Below are 19,789 nucleotides of genomic sequence, written 5' to 3'. Positions count from 1 at the left end.
GATGACTATATAGATGTCTATAGTGGACATCTATAAAATTCGTCAAAAAGGCTTGACGTCCCTAGTTTTTTCTGGCCTCTCATCTATCCATTCTTGAATAGACATCAACCTAGTCCAGAAACGAAAATCCACAACACCTTTGATATCTAGCTCTTTTGCTAACTCTTTTGAAAATGAGTTTTCTCGAATTTCTTCTTTGAAATTCAAAAGAGTCTCGGAATCATCCCAACTGCTTATTGGTTTTTTTCGATCACTTATTTTATTGAAATATATGGAATTTATTTTCTTTACTATTTTAGAACCCTTTGATTTAATTTTATCTCGAAAGCCTAAAGGATGATAAACATCGGGATAGAGTCCTGTATTTGAATCTGGAAAACTTAGAAGACTCGTATCTATTTTCTTAATAATCTCTACCCATAGATTTTTCCCTCGTTTATCTCCAATCATTTGCCAAACATCAAGGACCTCATTTTCTAGCAAAGGAAGTACCAGTTTTCGAGTTGACATCAGATGCCTTCTAAATGCAAAAGTTCTGAGTCCATAAATAGGGCGACAGCGTTGCATAGCTATATGCGCTCTCCCCTCTTCTGTTTTCAATAAGGACTCATCCAATTCTCTTTCGGTAGCGAATTTTAGAAGACGCTCATCAATCAAAAAATTGATATATTTATTCCCAGAGTTATATCGATGAGAAAACCAGTTCAGATTTATATTCGAAGATTTGATCTCTTTTGCTTTTGGATTTTGCATCTTAAACAAGAGATCTGCATAACATGCAGTCATCAAAAAAGATTGATCTTCAAAATTATATCTTGAGAAATCGTCAAATCCTCCCAGGTAACAATGTCGCAGGTTGTGACTGCCTCCACAAGTTAGTGCTCCGTGATAAAAACTTTTCCTAAGACTTTCTACGGTTCGCTTTAATGTATAGTGCTCTATCCCAAAATGCTTTGCTAGCTGTTTTGCAACTTTCAACTCTCTTTGACTCCAAAGATTACTTTCTGAGAAAACGGTATAAGCACTAGGTTGGGTGAGAGCATTTTGTGAGATAAGTGGCAGCAAAACTCTTGAATCGAGACCACCACTAAGTAAACAATCTATTCGAATACCAGAACTTGAAAATTTATTGACAGAAGTTTGAATTGCCTCCGCTACCACCGTTGCTGCTGCGTCAAGACTTTTGAAACTACCAGATTTAAATGCTGGCTTCCAGTATTCCTGGAAGCTCATTTGATGAGTTCTACCATCTATGGTTAAAATTGTTGCTGGTCTTAAGACTTGAATGTCTTTGTAGAGAGTATATGGAGGAGTAACTGAGCCTCGCAGCAACACTTCAGATAGAGATATATAGTCAAATTCTGAGATGTTCAATTTTAAGGCCAAGTAGTCTTGATCCCAATCAATAAAAACACCCTTAACAGTTTTAGTATAAAAAACTGGTAAGCTCCCCATCTTATCAGTTAGAACGTATATCTTGCTCTGCTGTTGATTTATGACTATCAAGCAACCCCATCCCGAAAGGGAAAGAGCTAGTCGGGTAAGAGCCTGCTCAGAAAGCCAGAAGTCTTTATATTTATCACTTTTGATTGTTTGTAGAAAGGGTTTTTCATCCAAAGTAAAGTGTCCAATATGAACAACTTCTACCAGTGCTCCCTCATGTTTATTATCGATATCCTTAAAAGATATATATTTCGCATCTTTATATGAGCAAGGACTTAAGAGTAAGTCATCTTGTCTCTGAGTGATTGACAGAGGAGGCCATTCTTTAATCGATAAAGATTGCGTCATTTGTGAATATTCATCATATGAAAAACGACCTTTTGAAGTAGCGATCCTGCTTACCTTTAGCCAACCCCTGACATCTGCTGAAAACTCACCGATCGCGCCATCAACTCCCCGTAACTCCCCTGAGCCACCACCTGTCCCTCCCTCAACTCCACCACCAAATCACACCGCTCCACCGTACTCAACCGATGGGCAATCAAAATAATCGTAAACTCCCCACTCAACCCCTCAATCGCCGCCATCACCTCCCGCTCCGTGGCATTATCCAGCGCACTGGTGGCCTCATCAAACACAATCACCGACACCCCTTGCTTATATAGCGCCCGGGCAATGCCAATCCGCTGCCGCTGTCCCCCACTCAGCCGAATTCCCCGCTCCCCCACATAGGTCTCATACCCCGCTGGCAACCCCTCAATAAACCCGTCAATCTGTGCCAGCTTCGCCGCCCGCCGCACCTGGTTAAAATCAATCTCTTTTTCTGGAAGGCCAAAGGCAATATTCTCTGCCAGGGTGCTATCGCTCAGGTAAATGTGCTGGGGCACATGGGCCACCGCCCCCTGCCATTGCCGCAACCGCTCCCCGGCCAGGGGCATCCCATCCACCCAAATCTGCCCCTGCTGGGGTTGCAACAGGCCCAAAATCAAATCCGCCGTCGTACTCTTGCCACTGCCCGTACTGCCCACAAAGGCCACGGTCGTCTTCGCCGCCAGGGTTAACTCCAGCCCCCGCAGCACCCAGTCACTTTCCTCGCCATAGCGAAACCACACCCCATCCAACCGCAGTTCTTGCTCCAAGCCCAGCGGGGTGGGCGTCGGCACCAGCAACAACGGATCAATCGAACGATCCAGCGCTACCAATACCCGGGTTAACGAAGCCCGTGCCCCCTGAATTGTCGCTAAACTGGCAAACAATTTCTGCAAAGCCGGTACTAACCGCTTCGCCCCCAGGGCCAAACTACCCAGCACCGGCACCGCCTGGCTAAAGTCATCCCCCTGCCCCAAACTCAAGGCTAGTAGGGCTATGGAGCCCAGGGCAATAAACTCAATCACATAGATCGGAGACTGGGCAATAATCTTGTTGGTGACTTGTGCCCGCCGCAGCCGCTGCTCATCCCGCTGATAAGCCTCATAGAAAAAGGGCTGAGCGTGATCCAGCAACACCTCCCGAATACCGCCGATCCCCTCCTGCACCACCTTCACCTTGTGCTGCCCCGCCTGGGAAAAACGAGCGCTGTTGCGCTTTAACAACCGCTGCCGCATCCGAAAAATAACGGTGTAGGCTGTGCCCAAAATCAACGCTGCCCCGATCGCCACTTGCCAATCAATCAGCATCAAAGTAACGATTAACGCTGGTGCCAAGAGGGCGTTTGCCAGAAATTCTAGAACCGGCAGCAAAATATTAGTTGTGAGCCGATCAGTATCCAGCGTAACCGTCTGAATCAGATCGCTGCTGTTTTGCCGCACATGGAAGTTATAGGGCTGATACAGGGTCGTGTAATACACCCGACTGCTGACATCAGCGGCGATAGCCGCCGCCAGCCGATAGCGCATCTGCAGCGCCAATAACCGCAACCCATTCGCCACCCCCAGCGCCACAATAAACCCCAACGCCAGCACCAACACCAACCGCTGGGGAGTATCAACCTGCAACAAGCCCCACAACGGCTGCCACCGGGGCGCTGCCAACAACCCCTGGGCATTGCCCAACGCCGACAAAAACGGAAAGATCGCCCCCACCGTCACCATCTCGCTTACAGAACTCACCACCAGCAACGCCAAAAGGGCCAGCAGTTGAACCCGGCGACGGCGAGGCAGATGGTGGTAGAGCCGGACGAGATCTGCGATCAGAGCATTAGCGGCCTTGGAGCTGGGTGTTTGCTTTTTTGTCATAATTTTGATGATTCAGGACGACGATGCCGGCAACAACATCGGCCCCCCCAGGGGCAACGGCGTCACCGCTGGTTTCGGCTGATATTCAGGCACCAACGCCCGCAGGTGATGCTTCACCTTGGCCTCATCCTGCTGTCGGGCCGCCCGCAACAAGCCATCTAAATGCAACCCCAGAAAACTCGCTGTGGTCCCCCGCTCCTGCCCCATGAAAATTTTTGGATGTTGGGTCGGCTTGGCCTGACTGCGATCGATCAACAGCTCCTCATACAGCTTTTCCCCCGGACGCAACCCGGTAATTTCAATCGGAATATCCACATCCGGCCTTAACCCACTCAGCTGAATCATCTGCCGGGCCAGGTCATAAATCCGCACCGGCTCCCCCATATCCAGCAAAAACACCTCTCCCCCCTGGCCCAGGCTACCCGCCTGAATCACCAACCGAGCCGCCTCAGGAATCGACATAAAATAGCGGGTGATCTCCCGATGGGTAACCGTTAGCGCCTTCCCAGCCTCAATCTGCTCCCGAAAGCGGGGAATCACCGACCCCGTACTGCCCAACACATTGCCAAACCGGACAATACTAAACCGGGTATGGGACCCTGACGCCGCCGCCTGCACCACCAATTCCGCCACCCGCTTAGACGCCCCCATCACATTGGTAGGGCGCACCGCCTTGTCTGTGGAAATCAGCACAAAGGTCCCGACCTTCGCCTGTTGCGCCGCCTGCACCACCACCTGGGTACCGTAAATATTATTCAGAATCGCCGGGGCCACATTGTGCTCCACCAGCGGCACATGCTTATAGGCCGCCGCATGGTAAATTGTCTGCACCCCATGCTGATCCAGCACCCAGGCCAGGTAAGCTGGATCGGTCACCGAGCCCAAACAAGCGACACAAACCAGGTCAGGAAACGTTTCCCGCAGCTCCAGATCGATTTTGTAGAGGGCAAACTCATTCAGCTCATAGAGCACCAGGCACGCAGGCCCCTGGGCGGCAATTTGACGGCACAGCTCAGACCCAATGGAGCCCCCTGCCCCGGTCACCAGCACCACCTTGTGGTTAATATCGCGATCGAGCAGCGCCTGATCGGGCAGCACTTCAGCCCGGCGCAGCAACTCCTCAGGGTTGACAGGACATAACTGACTGATCTGGCGGCGGCCAGAGACAATTTCTTCCAAGCTGGGCACCGTTTGCACCGATACCGGCAACAGGGCCAGGGATTGCACAATCGCCGCCTGCTTCTGGCGCGACACCGATGGCATCGCCAGCAGTAAGGTGTCCACCTGGTAGGTGCTGACCAACCGGGGTAACAGGGCCGGGCTATACACCATCACCCCATAGACTAAGTTGGCCTGCAATTGGGGGTTATCATCCACAAAAGCCACCACCCGAAATTCCCTGCCGCGATACAGGGCCTGGGCCAACTGAAACCCAGCGGCCCCAGCCCCATAGATGATCAGCGGCTTGGCCTGCCGTTGCTGGGGCAGGGCGTACACCAGTTGGTGGGCCAAAAACCGCACGCCAACAATTAGCGCAAAAGTCCAGACCGCGTCATTCATCCAGGCCTGAAACGAAAAGCCCTGAAACGGCACCACCAGTGATAAGCAACCTAGGGCCAGGGTGCTGGCCAGCACGGCTGTTAGAGTAGTGAGCAGAAAGGCTGGGCTGATGTATCGCAATACCCGCCGATGCAGCCCCATCAGATGAAACACCAGGGTTTTAATCAACAGGCTGGCCACAATTAAAGGCCACAGGGCAAAAAACTGAGCCGGTGATAGCACCGTAGCGGCAGCCAGACTGAGGGCCACAAACAGGGCAATGGTGATTACCACCCCATCGGCCAGCTTAACAATGCATCGCTTTGCCCAGCGGGGCAGCTGAGCAATTTTACGAAGAGCACCCATAGGTTCCATCAAACGTAGTTGCAGTACCAGTCCACAAATGCGGCTAAGCCAGTGGCCAGTGGCGTGTTGGGCTTAAACCCCGTGTCTCGGACCAGGTCGTCAATATCGGCAAAGGTTTCTGGCAAATCCCCCGGCTGCATCGGCAAAAACTCTTTTTTCGCCGTTGTCCCCAGGCAAGTCTCTAGGGTAGAAATAAAGTCCATTAGGCTGACCGGTTGATTATTGCCAATGTTGTACAGCCGGTGGGGGGGCACGTCTCCAGTGGGGGGACGGTCCATTACCCCCAACACCCCCGCCACAATATCGTCAATGTAAGTAAAGTCTCGGCGCATCTGGCCATGGTTAAACACCTTAATCGGCTGCCCTGCCAAAATCGCCCGAGTAAACGAAAAATAGGCCATATCCGGCCGACCCCACGGCCCATAGACCGTAAAAAATCGCAGCCCCGTGGTTGGGATACTGTACAAATGGCTGTAGGTGTAAGCCATTAGCTCATTGGCCCGCTTGGTGGCCGCATACAGGCTGATCGGCTGCTCCACCGGATCGTCCACCGCAAAGGGCACCTTGGTATTGGCGCCATACACCGAACTCGACGACGCATAAACCAGATGCCGCACCGGGTAATGGCGGCAGCCTTCTAACAGGTTTAGAAAACCCATGACGTTGCTCTCGCCATAGACATGGGGATTTTCCAGGGAATAGCGCACCCCCGCCTGGGCCGCCAGGTGGATCACCACCTGCGGCTGGGTCTGGGCGATCAGAGCTGCCATGGCGTCCCGGTCGGCTATATCCAGCTTTTGAAAGCTGAAGTTGGGCTGGGGCAATAATTGGTCTAACCGGGCCTGCTTTAGGCTGGGGTCATAGTAGGGGTTGAGATTGTCAACGCCCACGACTGGGTAGCCCAGATGCAGCAGCTTTTGACAGACATGAAAGCCAATAAAGCCCGCTGCCCCGGTGACAAGAATCGATTCAATCATAGTGAAAGCTAGTGCAGCGGCAAGTCTTAGAAAGGGATGACCGGGCATTGTGAGCAATCACATCCCACAGTGCCGTATAGCGCTCCTTTTACTGCTGGTGACCAATGATGTAGCGTTTGCCCAGGTTATGGAGTAAACGCTGATTTTTATCAGGCTACCGATTTTTCTACGTCTATCACCAACATACTTTCAATACTTAGATGGTAATCAATCTCTGGCCACTCAATACCAGTTCCACGGCAAATAAATATAGAGTTTTTAAGCTGACTCAGCGTTGACCTCTGCAGCTCAGGATACCAGGACATCGGGGTAGAAATAATTCGTCCATCTTGCAACTCGACATGAAGATGGCAATCATCGAAATGAACCGATTTACCTCTGACTGAACCATTCATCCCACTTGTCCTCAAACATGCCTTGGTTTTGTTGAACAATTTGAAGAGCTTTCTTAAGCTACTTCGGTTTCATGAAGTTAGCTGTAACTTTCAGTGTTCCTAGTTCTATCTTGGCGTAGTCTTCGCCCTTCGTAACATGGATATGTTTTGGCTCATGCTCGTTGAGTGCATCCCAGTTTTGCAGCCCTCACCCTAAATCCCTCTCCCAGAGCGGGAGAGGGACTTTGAATCCGGCCCCCCTTCTCCCATTTTGGGAGAAGGGGCTGGGGGATGAGGGCCAACTTGCAAAAGTGGGATGCACCCATGCTCGTTTGCGTAAAAGAAAAACTTAAACCCATCTTGATTTAACAGCGTCGGCACTTGTGACTCTTCTCTTACCCTAAATTATATTGCAATTGATAATATCGCCGTGAATCGCTGGGCCTATTACCCATTAACTCAGCTTTAGGCCAGTCTTGCGGGCAATGCGCTCGATCGGGGATGGCGGGCGTTGGCGCTGCAGCACCGAAAAGATGCTTGACGAGGGCTCTTGAGAAGGGCGTCTTTTAGGCAGTTTGAGTATGAAGGTGAGTGGGTGGGTAGAGTGAAGGCTAGTACTGCCTGGCAGAAATATAACCACCGTTGCTGAGGGTGTCAGGTATCGGCATCCCCTCCTGGGAGGCCTGTGCTGAGCTTGTCGAAGTAGGTAGGGGTGGGTCAAGCAAGCCCGAAGAACCCACCCCGCCCTCCGGGCACCCCTCCGTGGGAGGGGAGGGAAAGCCTGCTGTATTGGGGCTGCTGGCGCGATCGCGGTCATATCATTGCGGCTACTTCCATTCAGCACCCGCCCAGGTAACAACGAAAGATAAGGACTGTATTTCGGGGAATTACCACAAACGTTGAACATCATATCCATTAAAAGCAGAATCAATGCTGATGATGGGCATCTTCTCAGCTGCTGCTTGGGCAATTAGCATTCGATCAAAAGGATCCCGATGAATATGAGGTAAATTTTCTAAAGCATAGATATGCTCTAGAGAAATAAACAAGAATCGTAAATCATTCTTGACTTGCAAATCTCTGAGCATTTCCGGAAGAGGCATATCTAGTCGTAACTTTCCAAGCTGTAATTTTATTTGCATTTCCCAGATGCTTGCTAGGCTTAGATGCCAGATATTTGATTCATCTAATAAAAGCTCTCTTACTTGTTCAGATAATTTTTGTGGGCTAATGGTCTGCCAAATTGCAACATGGGTGTCAAGCAACAGATTCATGATTACCTAGCCAAAAATCATCTGGCAACGGATCATTGAAGTCGTCGCTTAGCCACCCTTTTCCCTCGTGTAAACCTAAAGTCCGTTGTTTAGGGACATCACGAATCACTACCTTGCCACTCTTCTGTGCCAAAAAATCTGCAAAGTCTAACACCTCTTGCTGACACTCAGGAGAGAGTGCCCGCAAGGTTTGTACAATAGATTCAATCACTGGTGACATGGCCACCCCCTGTAAAGAAGACTCTGAAGACATAATAAAACTCGCCAGCCTATAAGGGCTAAAAATATCTTAATTTATAGACCATGGTCAGATTTAGCTCAGCTTTAGGCCAGTCTTGCGGGCAATGCGCTCGATCGGGGAGGGGGGTCGCTGGCGCAAATGCCAATCCGGTCTCCCCGCTTCACCTCAAAAGACACATCCTTCAACGCCCAACACTCCTCATGGGGCAAAATTTCCGTCATACCAGCACCTGGCCTGTTGGGTTCCGCTGCGTTCTACCTAATCTACAGGGATAAGTCCTCCTTCAAAGGCTGTCACGGTATTGATCCAATACAGCAATTGTTTGGGTTAACTTTCGACGGTTCTCATCCGAGGGGTCTGCCAAAAAGCTCAGGAATGCCAGATCTCGTTCAACTTCGACTCTAGCTCGGCGAGCCGCTCGTTCTCTTTCCTCAGCTCGCTCATCCGCAGCTCGTGAGCTTTCCTCAGCTCTTCGTTGCTCCTCCTCAGCTCTTCGTTGCTCCTCCTCAGCTCTTCGTTGTACTGCTGCTGCTCGATCAGCTGCTGCCTGTGCCTCTGCGCTTGCAAGGCGGCTTGTTTCTCGATTTCGACGGTCCCACTCAACGCAAAAATTAACCAGCGCCACCACGAGGGCGGCCACTGTAAGTCGGTTACTCCATTGTCTGGGATGGGTGACGTATCCGAGGAGGGTGAAGTCGGCTGCATCATAGAACCTCAGAAAAGCAATGGACACCACTAACAGGCTAAAGCTAGTCGCTGGTAGCAGCGATAGAAAGTTGATCCAGGTCTGTCGACGAAACAACTCCATTCTAAATCACGGCTATCGGCAGCGTCTGACCAAGTTTAGCGGTCAGATTTAGCTCAGCTTTAGGCCAGTCTTGCGGGCAATGCGCTCGATCGGGGAGGGGGGTCGCTGGCGCGATCGCACTGGCTGATCTAGCTTCCAGGCATAGGTAAATCTAAAGCTGACAAGAGGTCAGTCTGCGAAAAATCTTCACCCTTGAATAGTAAAGGGGTAGACTGCTGCTTAGCGAGGGCATAGGAAAAGCAATCACCAAAATTTAATCCGGCAGGATGGCGGCCTTTTCCGTACTGCTGCCAGGCTTGAATCGCTATTTCTACAAGAGCGCCATCACAAGCAACAACTTCAACCTCTAAACGCTTGAGCATTGCCTGCAACTGGTCATAGCCTTTCTCTCCCCGTCTGGTTATTGCCACAATTGCAGTCTCCAGTAAATTAGGAGCAGTGATGCGTATCGTCCTAGCCATAGACAAGATCCCTGCAATTTGCTCAGCTTCAGATTCTTGAAGTAGAAGCGCTATCAAAGCCGAGGTATCTACCACAACCACTTGAACCATTACTGAGGTAATCCGTATTCGTCATAGCCCAGAATTTCATCAGTACTGCGGCTATCTAATTCTGGTAACTCAGCAAATTGCCGAGCCAGAGCCATGATTTCCTCGACAGTAGGTTTTGCTAAGTGATTGACCTCATAGGAATTTTGCGTCTTCTCTTGAGTTGGCAACAGCAAAAAGATAGCTTCAATCCGCTGGTTAGGCGGCAGCTTAGGCAACTGCTTCAGGTTACCAGCCCCATCAGTTTCTAAAATCAGTCGTTTAGCTTCCATAGGATCATGACCAAAAACAGTAATGCGTGCCAATCACGACTCGATGAAACAACTCCATTCTAAATCACGGCTATCGGCAGCGTCTGACCAAGTTTAGCGGCCAGATTTAGCTCAGCTTTAGGCCAGTCTTGCGGGCAATGCGCTCGATCGGGGAGGGCGGACGTTGGCGCGATCGCACAATTAGATCAACCTTGCGATCGCCAAACAACCGAAACAATCGCTGGCGAGACTCCAAGTAGCGATCGAGGCAATGGCTATCATCCGCCGTTTCCACATACAAATCGATGTCCCCGCCCCGGGCCTGATCATCCACCCGCGAGCCAAACAACCACACCTCTGCATCGGCCCCATACACCTGCCGCAGTTCCGCCACCAGGCGAGGCACCAGATCGGCCTCTAACCGCACGGGGGCACCTCCAAGAGCCACTCGGGGGCCAGCCCCACCCGTTCAATCCCATAGGGTTGAACTTCCCCATAGTTCTGGACAAACAGGGCGGCCAAATCGGGGTCAAACTTACGGGCCATCTAATCAAGACCGGCTTGCCGTAGCCGTTCCCTCAGCCGCACATTTTCCTGCTCTGCGGCCTCAGCCCGCTGCCTTTCTTGCTCGGCCCGTTGCCTTTCTTGCTCGGCCCGTTGCCTTTCTTGCTCGGCCCGCTGTTGCTCTTGCTCTGTGGGGGTCAACAGCCAGTTGCCCCCCTCGTCATACCATCGCAGCCACTGTCTCTCCACCCCCTGATAGCGCCCCTGCCACAGACCCAGGCCCAGCTCAGCCTCCTTTAGCCACACCCCCCGCTGATCGGGCTCCAGGGGCTGATATTCGGTGATCATCAAACCAAAGGCCTGAAACTGATTGGTATAGCGGTTAAACACAAAATAATAGGGCACCCGCAACACCTGCTCATACACCGTCCACTTGTTAGGGGGCTGACTGGCCTCCCGTAAGCTGCGACCCAAATCTTCCTTTTCCGTCCCTGGGGACAGCAGCTCCACCACCACAAAGGGGGGCGTCCCCTCCTGCCAGGTGACATAGCTTAGGCGTAGATCTTGCCCCTCATAGAGCCGGGGTACCCCCAACACCCCAAACCAATCCGGGCGCTTATACCACTGGGGATGCCGGGGATCGTAGTAGAGGTTCAGGTCACTGGCGGTAAACACCTCGTCGGTAACATAGGCGGGGGGGCGAAAGGTCAGCCGCAGTAGCTCTGGCTGCAACAGATGAAATTCATCAGGCAATCCTGGCTCCCCTGGTACTTCGCTGGGCAGATCGTACATCGTCGGCAGCACCTGCCTGGGTGGCAATGGCGGGGAGGATTGGTACATGGTTGGGCCAGCGCGCAGCTTCAGAATCCGATAGCTCTATCTTAGGTATTTTTAAGCTTATGTTTTTTTTCATTGGGCTTCATTGGGATCAATGCCCATAGCGCTTAACCGGGCCGCCAATTGGTCAGCTCGCTGACGCTCTTGGTCGGCTCGCTGACGCTCCTGGTCGGCTCGCTGACGCTCTTGATCCAATAAGTCTTGCTGGGTCGGCAACCACTGTCCCGATGCCGTAGCCCACCGCAACCAGACTGCCTCAACCCCTTGATACCGACCTGACCACTGACCTAGTCCTAGTCCCAGTTGCTGACTGGGTAGCAGCCCAGTTTCGTTGAGCTCCAGCGGTTCGTAACGACCGCCAACCAACCGAAACCCAGCCCAATCATCCGGGTTAAACGGGTCAAACCAAACGTACTCGGGCACCCGCACCTGCTGTTCATAGAGTCGCTTTTTGCTGGTTTTGTCGGCCTGGGCCGTGCTACTCGACAACAGCTCGACTACCACATCTGGCCCTTTGCCCTCTTCCCAGACGACCCAACTTTTGCGTTCCCCTTTGGCCACATCCACCACCGCAAACATATCGGGTCCCATAAAGTCCTGATTTCGCACCTGGGCCAGGCTGTAGTACAAGAACATATTGCCACCGACATAGCCGTCAGGGCGACCTGCCAACCAGGGTTGCAGGGTTTCAATCAGCAGGTCCATCTGCAGCTTGTGGCGCTGGGTTTCCATGGGCACCCCATCATCACAGGGCAAGTCATCCTGGGTGGGGGGCAGGGCAATATCCAGGGGCAGGCTGACCATAGGCTCACCATAGGGATACGTGATAGGGATACGTTAACATCCGCCACCGCTAAACCGATTAAGCACACTCCTTCTGTCATACGGCCCCTGGGTGGGGCTACGGGGAAGAGACTGAGATCGTAACGACCATCGAAGCCCGCTTCGCAAAAGTCAAGTATTTAGGATAAAGGGTCTTTGAAGAACCGTCGAGTTGTGTAAAGTTCGTTTGAGCAGTTGCGCCTTATGGTATATCAGGTTTAGCCAATGCGACGAAAATCTTTGATGCCATTGAATTGGGTTTGCCGGGCCTGGCGGCGGGTGAATTCTCCGGCAGACGGGTTACCTGTCGGCAAGATCACCCCGCTGGCGTGCAGCCACAGGTGCTCGGGGGCTAGGGTTACCTGGTAAACGTTGCCCTCAGATTTGCGCACATGGTACCACCGACTTTCTTGACAGTCTTCACACCAAAAGGCCTCCAGCCATTCCCCGACTAAGGGAATGGTGCCGTAACCGGCGATGACGGTCAGGGCGCGCTTGCGGTTATAGCCCCGCTGCTGCAACTGTTCCGCTTTGCTGGCATAGAGGGGGTGCTTTTGGCTGACGCTGGTCAGGCAGGTGCCGTGGACGGGGCAGTAGATAGCCCGTCGCTGCGATCGCTTGCGGTTACGCTGTCGTCGTTGAGTCACAGGTCTATCCAGAAACTAGGATGGGTTTAACGAACGTTACTTAAGTCAATAAGCGTGTTATACCAATTCCAGCCCGGGATCTGGAGTTTTCCCACAGGCAGACATCCAGGTCTGGATTTGGATCTGGTTTATTTTTACTTGGTAAGAATTAGTGCTCCATGGAAACTTGTCAAGGGTTGATAAGGTAGCCATAATCAAATGTGAAATAGCGATGAAAAAGTTATTTTCCTGGAAAGAGGGCAACAAATTTTTGCTTCAATGCTAGGTATTGGGCAGCAGGCTAGGGCATAGACATCAATCTGCTGGCAAAGCAAGTTTTTGGAAAAGTGAAGCTAACACATCCCAAACTCAGCTCGAGAACTGGAGTTTTCCTAAAGGCAGAACGCCAGGTTAGGACTTGGATCTGGTTTAGATTTGATTTAGTGCTCAGGCACCTTAGTTTCTATTGCCCATTGTTTATGCTAGAGACAACACTTAAACCCTCAAATTCAGCTTGAACCAGGCACGACCAATGAAACTAAGCTTCGCTGGAAGAGGTGAGGCATAGCGTATCAGCTAAGCAGAACGACGTTATCTACCCACAGACGTAAAGGGTAGGGGTTTAGTTGCCAGATCACAAACGCTACACCCTGACCAGGGCGATAAAGTCTCCAGAAGGATAGCTTATTCTGCCAAAGAAATACAGTAAGTTTTTAGATTTTTTTTAAGCGTTTCTGATCTCTGTTGGCAACTACCACTGTCACCTAAAGTACCCGTACAGATCCCAGGTTTCTACCCTCAGTATCCCCAAGCTTATGGTCAATCAGCCAAGCACCCTGGGATCTTGACAAACTACTAGCTAGTCGGGGCGTCTATGGCCGCCCGCAAATTACTTAACATCTGTCCCAGGGCGACAAAATCTGGGTCGTTACTCAACTGTTGCAGGGTGTCTAAGTCACTGGTTTCTAAAATTTGGTTATAGGCGCGAATGGCCGCCTCCAGTTGGCTGGCGTCAATGTCGGCCAGGATCTCGTCCTCCTCTAGTAAACCGGCTACCTGGTTGAGCAGGGTAACCACCAGGGCATAGTCCACCCCGGCAAGGGCTATGCCCACCAGGGCCGATACCTGGTCAGGGGCAATCCCAGCGGCGGCGGCAGCGGCTAACAAGGCGGCGGCATTGGCCACTTGTTCTACCGTACCGGTGAGGGTGACGGTGGTTGGATCGCCGACCTCGGGGGTGTAGGTGACGGTGGTGCTGACCTGGTCTGGGTTGACCGGGCTGGGGCTGACCGCCGGAATGGTCAGGCTACCCTCGGTGGTGGTCAGGGTGGTGTTATTGCCTGCCGCGATCGCCGTAGCGGCCCCCTCTGCCGCCTGCCGTGGGGTGGTGGGCGCACCGGAGATGCCCTGGGTGAATGGGGTGGCGCTATCCAGGTCGATGGTGAGCGGGTTGGTCAGCACCAGGGACAGGGTTGGCCGGTCGGTCTGTAGCCCTGGCAAGAGCCCGATTCCAGTTTGGTTTAATGAGTCCTGGGCGGCGGCGGTAAGCCGTAGGGTGCTGGTCAGGGGGTCAAAGCTGGCATTGGGGGAAGCAGATACTAGCCAATCTAATCCGCCCAGGTCAGAGGCCCCGATGGTCAGAGGCCCCGACCCGCCAGTGGTGACCCCACTGCCGATTCCAGCGGCCCCTTTGCCGGCCCAGCTGGGAGCCATAGCCCCCAACCAGAGCCCAGCGATCGCACTCATCAGACCAATAGACCTAAGGGTGATACTCACAGATGGTTTCATGGCGATAGGTTAAAGAATGGTGGCTTAACAGAGGTTTAACGGTAGACAAGACAAGGGTTTACGGTTCACGGTTTAGGGTTTACGGTTCACGGTTTAGGGTTTACGGTTTACGGTTCACGGTTTAGGGTTTACGGTTCACGGTTTAGGGTTTACGGTTCACGGTTTAGGGTTTACGGTTCACGGTTTAGGGTTTACGGTTTAGGGTTTAGGGTTTACGGTTTAGGGCTGGCTTTGAACCGCAGGCCGTAGCCCGTTAGCCCTAAGTCCCAGGTATCGTCAGCCGCAGGTATCGTCACTATCAGGTGGACTGAGGCCTGGAAGGTTAACTCGGGCTAAAATCGGGGACTAGCCCGAAATCCATAGCCCAGAGTAACAACCGCGACCGAGCCTGCCGCCGTGTTGTTGGTGATATCTCCGTAGGTCATGGTCAGGGTCAGGGGCACGGTGGGGGATATCACCAGGGAGGTGCCCACATTCAGCCCCACCCCACTCCAGGCAGCATTCACCGACATTTGGGGATGGACCTGTAGTCCGACCCCGGCAATCACCCCCACATCGCTGTTATCAGTACTAAAGTCACCGCCCCCTACCCCCAGGGTGCCGGTAATCGGTAAGCGGTTGGTGGGGTGCTCAGGCTGGAGTAAGTGGGCAGCACTGACCATGCCATAGGGGCTGGATTCGGTATTGACCGCATTGGACCCATAGCGGGCGAAGTTATTCCAGCCCAGGGCCGCCGCCACCTGGGTTTGGTCATCCCGGTAGAGTTGACGGTGCACTTTCACATCAAAGTTGCCGTTTTCTGCAAACCGTCTGATGCTGAGGATGTTATAGGCCAGTTCTACCCCCACTAACGATCGGGCATCCCCTAGCCCCAGCCCCACGGACAAACTGCCATCCGCTTCGGTGCGCACCCGGTCTGCCCCAGCCAGGGTGGCACTGGCAAAAACGTCGCCCCACTCGGCCCCAAAGGCAGAGGGAATACCGGCATTGGGGGAGGGGGGATAGGTGCGGGGGGGGGTGCCCGGTACGGTGAGGGGGTCGACCCGCAGGTCCTGGCGAATTTGCTCGGCTGTTGCCTCGTCTTCAGGGGCCTGGGCGAGGTCCGTGGGGGCCTGGGCGATTAAGTCAGCGGCTGCGGTAGAAGGCTGCGATCGCGGCCCCCGAGGCCCCCCAGGGGTAGCCCGATCGGCCTGGGGCTGGCTGGTATGGGTGACAAAGGCAGGTAGCTCCACCCGGCGGGGAGACAGGGCTGGCTTGGGGTTAGGGGCCACGGGGGCCACGGCGGTAACCCGAGGGGACAATGGCGGCTCGGTGGCCTGAGCTGGGGTCGTCGAGGTTGGGGGCGTCCCAGCGATGGGCAACACCGGCAGTTGGGGTTCCTGGCGGCTCACCCGGCGGGTCGGTACCTGGGGGATGGGGGCGCGGGCAATGGCCTGGGAGCGTTGAATTCGGGCCGCGATCGCCTCAACCGAGACCTCCTGGGGCTGCTCTGCGGTGGGGCTGGGGTCAGCCGCAGCGATCGGGCGATCGGCGATCGCTGGGGTGGCGTCCGGGGAACTGGCGGGCTGGGACCGGGCCGGGGTTGAGATCCGTACCTGGGGCATGGCATCCGCCGCCGTCGGCGCAGCGGGCATGGGCACGGCCACTGAGGGGATCGGGGGTTCGGGGTGGGTCAGCCGCGCGATCGCCGGGGCAGCGGGATCAACCGTCGGGTTGGCCGCGGTCTCTGACGGTGCCAGTTGATCGGACGGAGCCTTGGCCCCGGGCGCTGGCGCTGCCTCAGAGGCCGACTCGGGAGCCAATTTGGAGGCTACCTCAGGGATAGAGGAACTGTCGGGCCTATCTGTCATCGATGCCGTCACCGTCGTCGGCGTAGTGGCCTGGGGAGCGGCCTCAGGGCTCTCCTCAACGGTTGCAGCCAGACTCAAGGAGGCAGCCAGGGGAGGGACCTTCGCCTTCGCCCCAGGGTCTGGCTTCGGGGCCAGGGCCACAGGCTCCGGTGGCGGTGCCGTTTGATCAAGGGCTGGGGACCAGGCGGGCTGGGGGGCATCGTCGGGGTCAACCTGGGGGGCACTGGTTTGGGCCGCTGGTTCGGGCACCGCCACCGGGTGGGGGTTCTCGGCTACTGCCGCCCCTGCGGCCGGGTCCACCTCTAGGGGGGTGTCCGGGGTTTGGGCCTCGGCGGCTTTGGGCAACAGCCCTAACCCCGCCAGGCCCAATAGCCCACCGGTCACTAAGGTTTTTGAATTGCGGGTCATAATCGTTCACTCCTCATGCCTGAATCCTCGATGCTCCTCAATGCCGCGCCTCAACGACGCGCCGTAAAGTACAGCCCCTTACCGACGACCACTCACCGCCAGTGGCCCTCTGGCCCTACCGTAGTAGCCGTAATAGTCGGCATAGTCATCCCGCTGGCGGCGCTTCACCACCCCATTCACCACCACCCCCAGCAGGGGGGCCTGGACCGTATTGCCCAGGTCTGTCATCACCCGTTGCACATCCTGGCGAGCGGTTTTGTGCAGACGACTGACCAGCAGCAACCCATCGGCCTGGGCGGCAATCAACTTGGCATCAATCATGCCGGCCAACGGGGGGGTGTCAAAAATAATCAGATCGTAGTGGCGGCGATATTGCTCAGTGATGTGCTGCATCTTGCGGGACGATAGCAGCCGCCCAGGGGCCGGGGGCTGGGTCCCGGCGGTGAGCAAATGCAGGTTGGGGTTACCGGTAATCGGTTTGACAAAATCCGGCAGGGGCTCTTGGGGCTGGGTAATCAGGTCGCTCAGGCCCAGGTGATTCGGCACCTCGAACATCAGGTGTTGGGAGGGCTTACGCATGTCCCCATCGATCAGCAACACCCGGCGTCCCATGTTGGCAGAGGCGATCGCCAGGTGGGCACAAATGGTCGACTTACCCTCCCCCGGCACCGATGAGGTAAACACCACCAGCTGAATCGGCGCATCCGAACTCAGCAAGCGCAGGTTGGCATCGAGGGAGTAAAACGCCTCGGTAAAACTAAAGGAAGTGTAGGGACTGCTGTCCCCCTGGTGTTGCACCAGCACCTCTTCCATGGTGGAGACCAGGCGCGGGTTCATTAATAGCGATCGCTGCTCTAGTCCAGGGGATTCGGGCACCAGGGCCAGGTTGGGCAGCCGGGTCACCTTGCTCAGCTCTTCAGCGTCATGGAACACCTGGTCAAACTTGTCCCGCAGCAGGGCAGCGGCCCCCCCCAACAGTAGGCTAATGACAGTACTCAACAGCAGGTTGCGGGGCAGGTTGGTGACCGGCACCACACTGGCCTGGTTTAGAGGCGACACCAATTGCCAGGGGGAGGTTTGCTGGGCCATCTTAAACCGTAAATCTTGACGGCTAGTCAGCAACTGGTTGAGGCTGTCTTCGGTGACAGCCAGCTCCCGGGCAATCTGCTGATAAGAGCGAGATAAATCTGCCAGCCGCTGAATTTCCCCTTGCAATTGTTGGGTGACCTGGGAAATGGCCTGGTCTTGGGTGCGCAAGACCTCCACCTGGTTAGCCGCATCCACCAATTGCTGCATCAGCTCCCGGCTGACTGACCCCTGGTGGCCCAGGCTGTCGTGATCCACCTCGGTGTTGGCGGCTAGCACCCGGTTGGCTTCTGCCTCCAGCAGGGGCAACAACTGCTGTCGTTGATCGTCCAGGGCTTCCACCATCGGCGTATCCGCCTGGAATCGGGCTAACTCACTGGCAATGGATTGCTCCACCTCCCGCAGGTCGCTCAGCAGCCGCTGGTAGGTGGGCGACTCGCTCAGGTTTGCCACCCGAACCGCCGTACTGGGCTGAAATCCCACCTGGTCTTGCAGGGCGTTGTAGAGGGAAATTTGGGAGGCTAGCTCCACCCGCAATCCTTCCTGGTTGGCTTGCATTTGGTTCAGGCGCTGGGTCACACTTTCACTGGCGGCGTTGACGTCAACTAAGTCGTACTGTTTTTGAAAGTCACTCAGGTCGTCTTCAATTGTCGCCACCTCTTGCCACTTTTCGTCCAGTTGCTCATCCAGGAAGATCAATCCCCGCCGCAGTTCCGCCTGGCGGTCCTGCACGCTGTAGTCAATAAATCCCTCGGCCAGTTGGCTGAGCACAAAGGCCGCCACCTCTGGATCTTGTTCCCGATAGTTAACCCGCAGTACTTTAGATTCCCCATCCCGGTTGATGGTCAGGTTATTCAGCAGCGTGTTGTAGGTGATGTCGGGGTAACGTTGCTGAATCGCCTCAAGAATGGGGTTGAGCACGCCGGGGCTACGCAGCACCCGAATTTGACTGGTGTAGTCTAGCCCCGATCGCGTCCCTTGGGATGATAGGTTAAGCAGGTCGCCCTCTAGGGCGTTGGCGGCAGTCACCGGTTCAACCAGCAGATCAAAACCACCGCTGTAAACCGAGGGACGGGTCAGGTGCCACAGGGTGAGCCCCCCCAACGACAGTAGGGTGACCCCCACAAAGGTAACGGCCCGGCGCTTAAGTACCCCGGCCAGGTAGCCCAGGTCAAAATCATCATCAGCTTCTACTACAACTGGCGAGGCGGGGACAGGCAAATAGCCATTGTGATGATGGCCATTGCCATTAGCACTGGGCTGTAAGGGGCTGGGGGAAGATGTCTTGGGAAAGGCCATAATGCTGAGATAGAACTCAAGGGATGGGCATACCTGGGGCTTCAGACATTCTAGGGATGAGGACTGGGTGGCTGCAGGGAATATCCATCAAGTCAATGGCAAATGACCTACAACTTATAGCGCAGAATTCTAAAATCAACGCTAATTTCCCGAACGGATTGATCAGTAAGACGCTACGTACCATGTCTAGGCCTGGGTTGATAGAACCTTGGGCGGGCAATCAGGCGGGCCAAGCCCCATTGGGCGTCAACAGTGAACTCATCCAGCTTGAATCAAGCGATTACCATACATCTGATACCTAAGGAGATTTCTGAGAAAGACAATCCCGCTTGTTGTCAGCGATCGTGGCTTTCGTAGGGTGGGCATTGCCCACCACTCGGTAGAAAGTTTCCTAGAAGTCACCTAACACCTAGAACCTGGCACTTAACACCTCTCGTGGGGTTGATTAGACGCACAGCCAATCCTAGGGTTGAGTCAAAAAATAATGACGGGAAATGTGACTTAGGGTTCACGG

General features: G+C 54.2%; 18 protein-coding genes. All 18 read right to left on the bottom strand.

Annotation, left to right across the window (positions count from 1 at the left end; all coding sequences use genetic code 11):
- Nucleotides 1-42: 42 nt before the first annotated feature.
- Nucleotides 43-1,791 (bottom strand): asparagine synthase-related protein, encoded by a 1,749-nt coding sequence (locus E1H13_RS04580; protein WP_169612222.1) that lies wholly within the window; start codon nt 1,789-1,791, stop codon nt 43-45.
- A gap of 56 nt (nt 1,792-1,847) precedes the next feature.
- Nucleotides 1,848-3,677, bottom strand: coding sequence for an ABC transporter ATP-binding protein (locus E1H13_RS04575; RefSeq protein WP_206070032.1), 1,830 nt, complete (start codon nt 3,675-3,677; stop codon nt 1,848-1,850).
- A gap of 12 nt (nt 3,678-3,689) precedes the next feature.
- On the bottom strand, nt 3,690-5,582 hold the full coding sequence (locus E1H13_RS04570; protein WP_169612221.1) for a nucleoside-diphosphate sugar epimerase/dehydratase: 1,893 nt from the start codon (nt 5,580-5,582) through the stop codon (nt 3,690-3,692).
- An 8-nt stretch (nt 5,583-5,590) separates the two neighbouring features.
- Complete coding sequence (locus E1H13_RS04565; protein ID WP_169612249.1) at nt 5,591-6,556, bottom strand: NAD-dependent epimerase; 966 nt, start codon at nt 6,554-6,556, stop codon at nt 5,591-5,593.
- 152 nt (nt 6,557-6,708) lie between these two features.
- Nucleotides 6,709-6,954 carry a DUF2442 domain-containing protein gene (locus E1H13_RS27885; protein ID WP_169612220.1) on the bottom strand — a complete coding sequence of 82 codons (246 nt, stop codon included), beginning with the start codon at nt 6,952-6,954 and terminating at the stop codon, nt 6,709-6,711.
- An 866-nt stretch (nt 6,955-7,820) separates the two neighbouring features.
- Nucleotides 7,821-8,207, bottom strand: coding sequence for a type II toxin-antitoxin system VapC family toxin (locus tag E1H13_RS04550; protein ID WP_169612219.1), 387 nt, complete (start codon nt 8,205-8,207; stop codon nt 7,821-7,823).
- Nucleotides 8,191-8,460, bottom strand: a complete 270-nt coding sequence (locus tag E1H13_RS04545; protein ID WP_206070028.1) for a DUF2281 domain-containing protein — start codon at nt 8,458-8,460, stop codon at nt 8,191-8,193. The genes E1H13_RS04550 and E1H13_RS04545 overlap by 17 nt, the downstream gene beginning before the upstream one ends.
- 357 nt (nt 8,461-8,817) lie before the next feature.
- On the bottom strand, nt 8,818-9,156 hold the full coding sequence (locus tag E1H13_RS28265) for a hypothetical protein (RefSeq protein ID WP_206070026.1): 339 nt from the start codon (nt 9,154-9,156) through the stop codon (nt 8,818-8,820).
- A gap of 228 nt (nt 9,157-9,384) precedes the next feature.
- Complete coding sequence (locus E1H13_RS04535; RefSeq protein ID WP_169612217.1) at nt 9,385-9,807, bottom strand: type II toxin-antitoxin system VapC family toxin; 423 nt, start codon at nt 9,805-9,807, stop codon at nt 9,385-9,387.
- Nucleotides 9,807-10,076, bottom strand: coding sequence for a type II toxin-antitoxin system VapB family antitoxin (locus E1H13_RS04530; protein WP_169612216.1), 270 nt, complete (start codon nt 10,074-10,076; stop codon nt 9,807-9,809). Before E1H13_RS04530 ends, E1H13_RS04535 begins: the two co-directional genes overlap by 1 nt.
- Nucleotides 10,077-10,182: 106 nt before the next feature.
- Complete coding sequence (locus E1H13_RS27175) at nt 10,183-10,482, bottom strand: nucleotidyltransferase domain-containing protein (protein ID WP_169612215.1); 300 nt, start codon at nt 10,480-10,482, stop codon at nt 10,183-10,185.
- Nucleotides 10,473-10,601, bottom strand: coding sequence for a hypothetical protein (locus E1H13_RS27640; protein ID WP_256378488.1), 129 nt, complete (start codon nt 10,599-10,601; stop codon nt 10,473-10,475). The genes E1H13_RS27175 and E1H13_RS27640 overlap by 10 nt, the downstream gene beginning before the upstream one ends.
- A complete protein-coding gene (locus E1H13_RS04520) occupies nt 10,602-11,399 on the bottom strand; it encodes a Uma2 family endonuclease (RefSeq protein ID WP_169612214.1) in 798 nt (265 codons plus the stop codon).
- A 69-nt stretch (nt 11,400-11,468) separates the two neighbouring features.
- Nucleotides 11,469-12,200, bottom strand: coding sequence for a Uma2 family endonuclease (locus E1H13_RS04515; protein ID WP_169612213.1), 732 nt, complete (start codon nt 12,198-12,200; stop codon nt 11,469-11,471).
- Nucleotides 12,201-12,436: 236 nt separating this feature from the next.
- Nucleotides 12,437-12,865 (bottom strand): hypothetical protein, encoded by a 429-nt coding sequence (locus E1H13_RS04510; protein ID WP_169612212.1) that lies wholly within the window; start codon nt 12,863-12,865, stop codon nt 12,437-12,439.
- 834 nt (nt 12,866-13,699) lie between these two features.
- Entirely contained in the window at nt 13,700-14,632 is a 933-nt protein-coding gene (locus E1H13_RS04505) for a hypothetical protein (protein ID WP_169612211.1), read from the bottom strand.
- 332 nt (nt 14,633-14,964) lie between these two features.
- A complete protein-coding gene (locus tag E1H13_RS04500; RefSeq protein ID WP_169612210.1) occupies nt 14,965-16,890 on the bottom strand; it encodes a hypothetical protein in 1,926 nt (641 codons plus the stop codon).
- A 78-nt stretch (nt 16,891-16,968) separates the two neighbouring features.
- Nucleotides 16,969-19,275: a tyrosine-protein kinase domain-containing protein gene (locus tag E1H13_RS04495; protein ID WP_169612209.1), complete on the bottom strand. Its 2,307-nt coding sequence runs from the start codon at nt 19,273-19,275 to the stop codon at nt 16,969-16,971.
- Between the last annotated feature and the right edge of the window lie 514 nt (nt 19,276-19,789).

This window comes from Nodosilinea sp. P-1105 (assembly GCF_012911975.1).
GTDB lineage: Bacteria > Cyanobacteriota > Cyanobacteriia > Phormidesmidales > Phormidesmidaceae > Nodosilinea.
Note: the sequence above shows the minus strand (reverse complement) of the source record. Positions and strands in the feature narration are given on the sequence as shown.

Excerpts from the sequence above, each read along its gene's own strand:
- E1H13_RS04580 (WP_169612222.1), bottom strand. The coding sequence starts at position 1,791 with ATGACGCAATCTTTATCGATTAAAGAATGGCCTCCTCTGTCAATCACT.
- E1H13_RS28265 (WP_206070026.1), bottom strand. The coding sequence starts at position 9,156 with ATGATGCAGCCGACTTCACCCTCCTCGGATACGTCACCCATCCCAGAC.
- E1H13_RS27885 (WP_169612220.1), bottom strand. The coding sequence starts at position 6,954 with ATGAATGGTTCAGTCAGAGGTAAATCGGTTCATTTCGATGATTGCCAT.
- E1H13_RS04495 (WP_169612209.1), bottom strand. The coding sequence starts at position 19,275 with ATGGCCTTTCCCAAGACATCTTCCCCCAGCCCCTTACAGCCCAGTGCT.
- E1H13_RS04520 (WP_169612214.1), bottom strand. The coding sequence starts at position 11,399 with ATGTACCAATCCTCCCCGCCATTGCCACCCAGGCAGGTGCTGCCGACG.
- E1H13_RS27640 (WP_256378488.1), bottom strand. The coding sequence starts at position 10,601 with ATGGCCCGTAAGTTTGACCCCGATTTGGCCGCCCTGTTTGTCCAGAAC.
- E1H13_RS04550 (WP_169612219.1), bottom strand. The coding sequence starts at position 8,207 with ATGAATCTGTTGCTTGACACCCATGTTGCAATTTGGCAGACCATTAGC.
- E1H13_RS04500 (WP_169612210.1), bottom strand. The coding sequence starts at position 16,890 with ATGACCCGCAATTCAAAAACCTTAGTGACCGGTGGGCTATTGGGCCTG.
- E1H13_RS04535 (WP_169612217.1), bottom strand. The coding sequence starts at position 9,807 with ATGGTTCAAGTGGTTGTGGTAGATACCTCGGCTTTGATAGCGCTTCTA.
- E1H13_RS04515 (WP_169612213.1), bottom strand. The coding sequence starts at position 12,200 with ATGGTCAGCCTGCCCCTGGATATTGCCCTGCCCCCCACCCAGGATGAC.
- E1H13_RS04545 (WP_206070028.1), bottom strand. The coding sequence starts at position 8,460 with ATGTCTTCAGAGTCTTCTTTACAGGGGGTGGCCATGTCACCAGTGATT.
- E1H13_RS04575 (WP_206070032.1), bottom strand. The coding sequence starts at position 3,677 with ATGACAAAAAAGCAAACACCCAGCTCCAAGGCCGCTAATGCTCTGATC.
- E1H13_RS04570 (WP_169612221.1), bottom strand. The coding sequence starts at position 5,582 with ATGGGTGCTCTTCGTAAAATTGCTCAGCTGCCCCGCTGGGCAAAGCGA.
- E1H13_RS04530 (WP_169612216.1), bottom strand. The coding sequence starts at position 10,076 with ATGGAAGCTAAACGACTGATTTTAGAAACTGATGGGGCTGGTAACCTG.
- E1H13_RS04505 (WP_169612211.1), bottom strand. The coding sequence starts at position 14,632 with ATGAAACCATCTGTGAGTATCACCCTTAGGTCTATTGGTCTGATGAGT.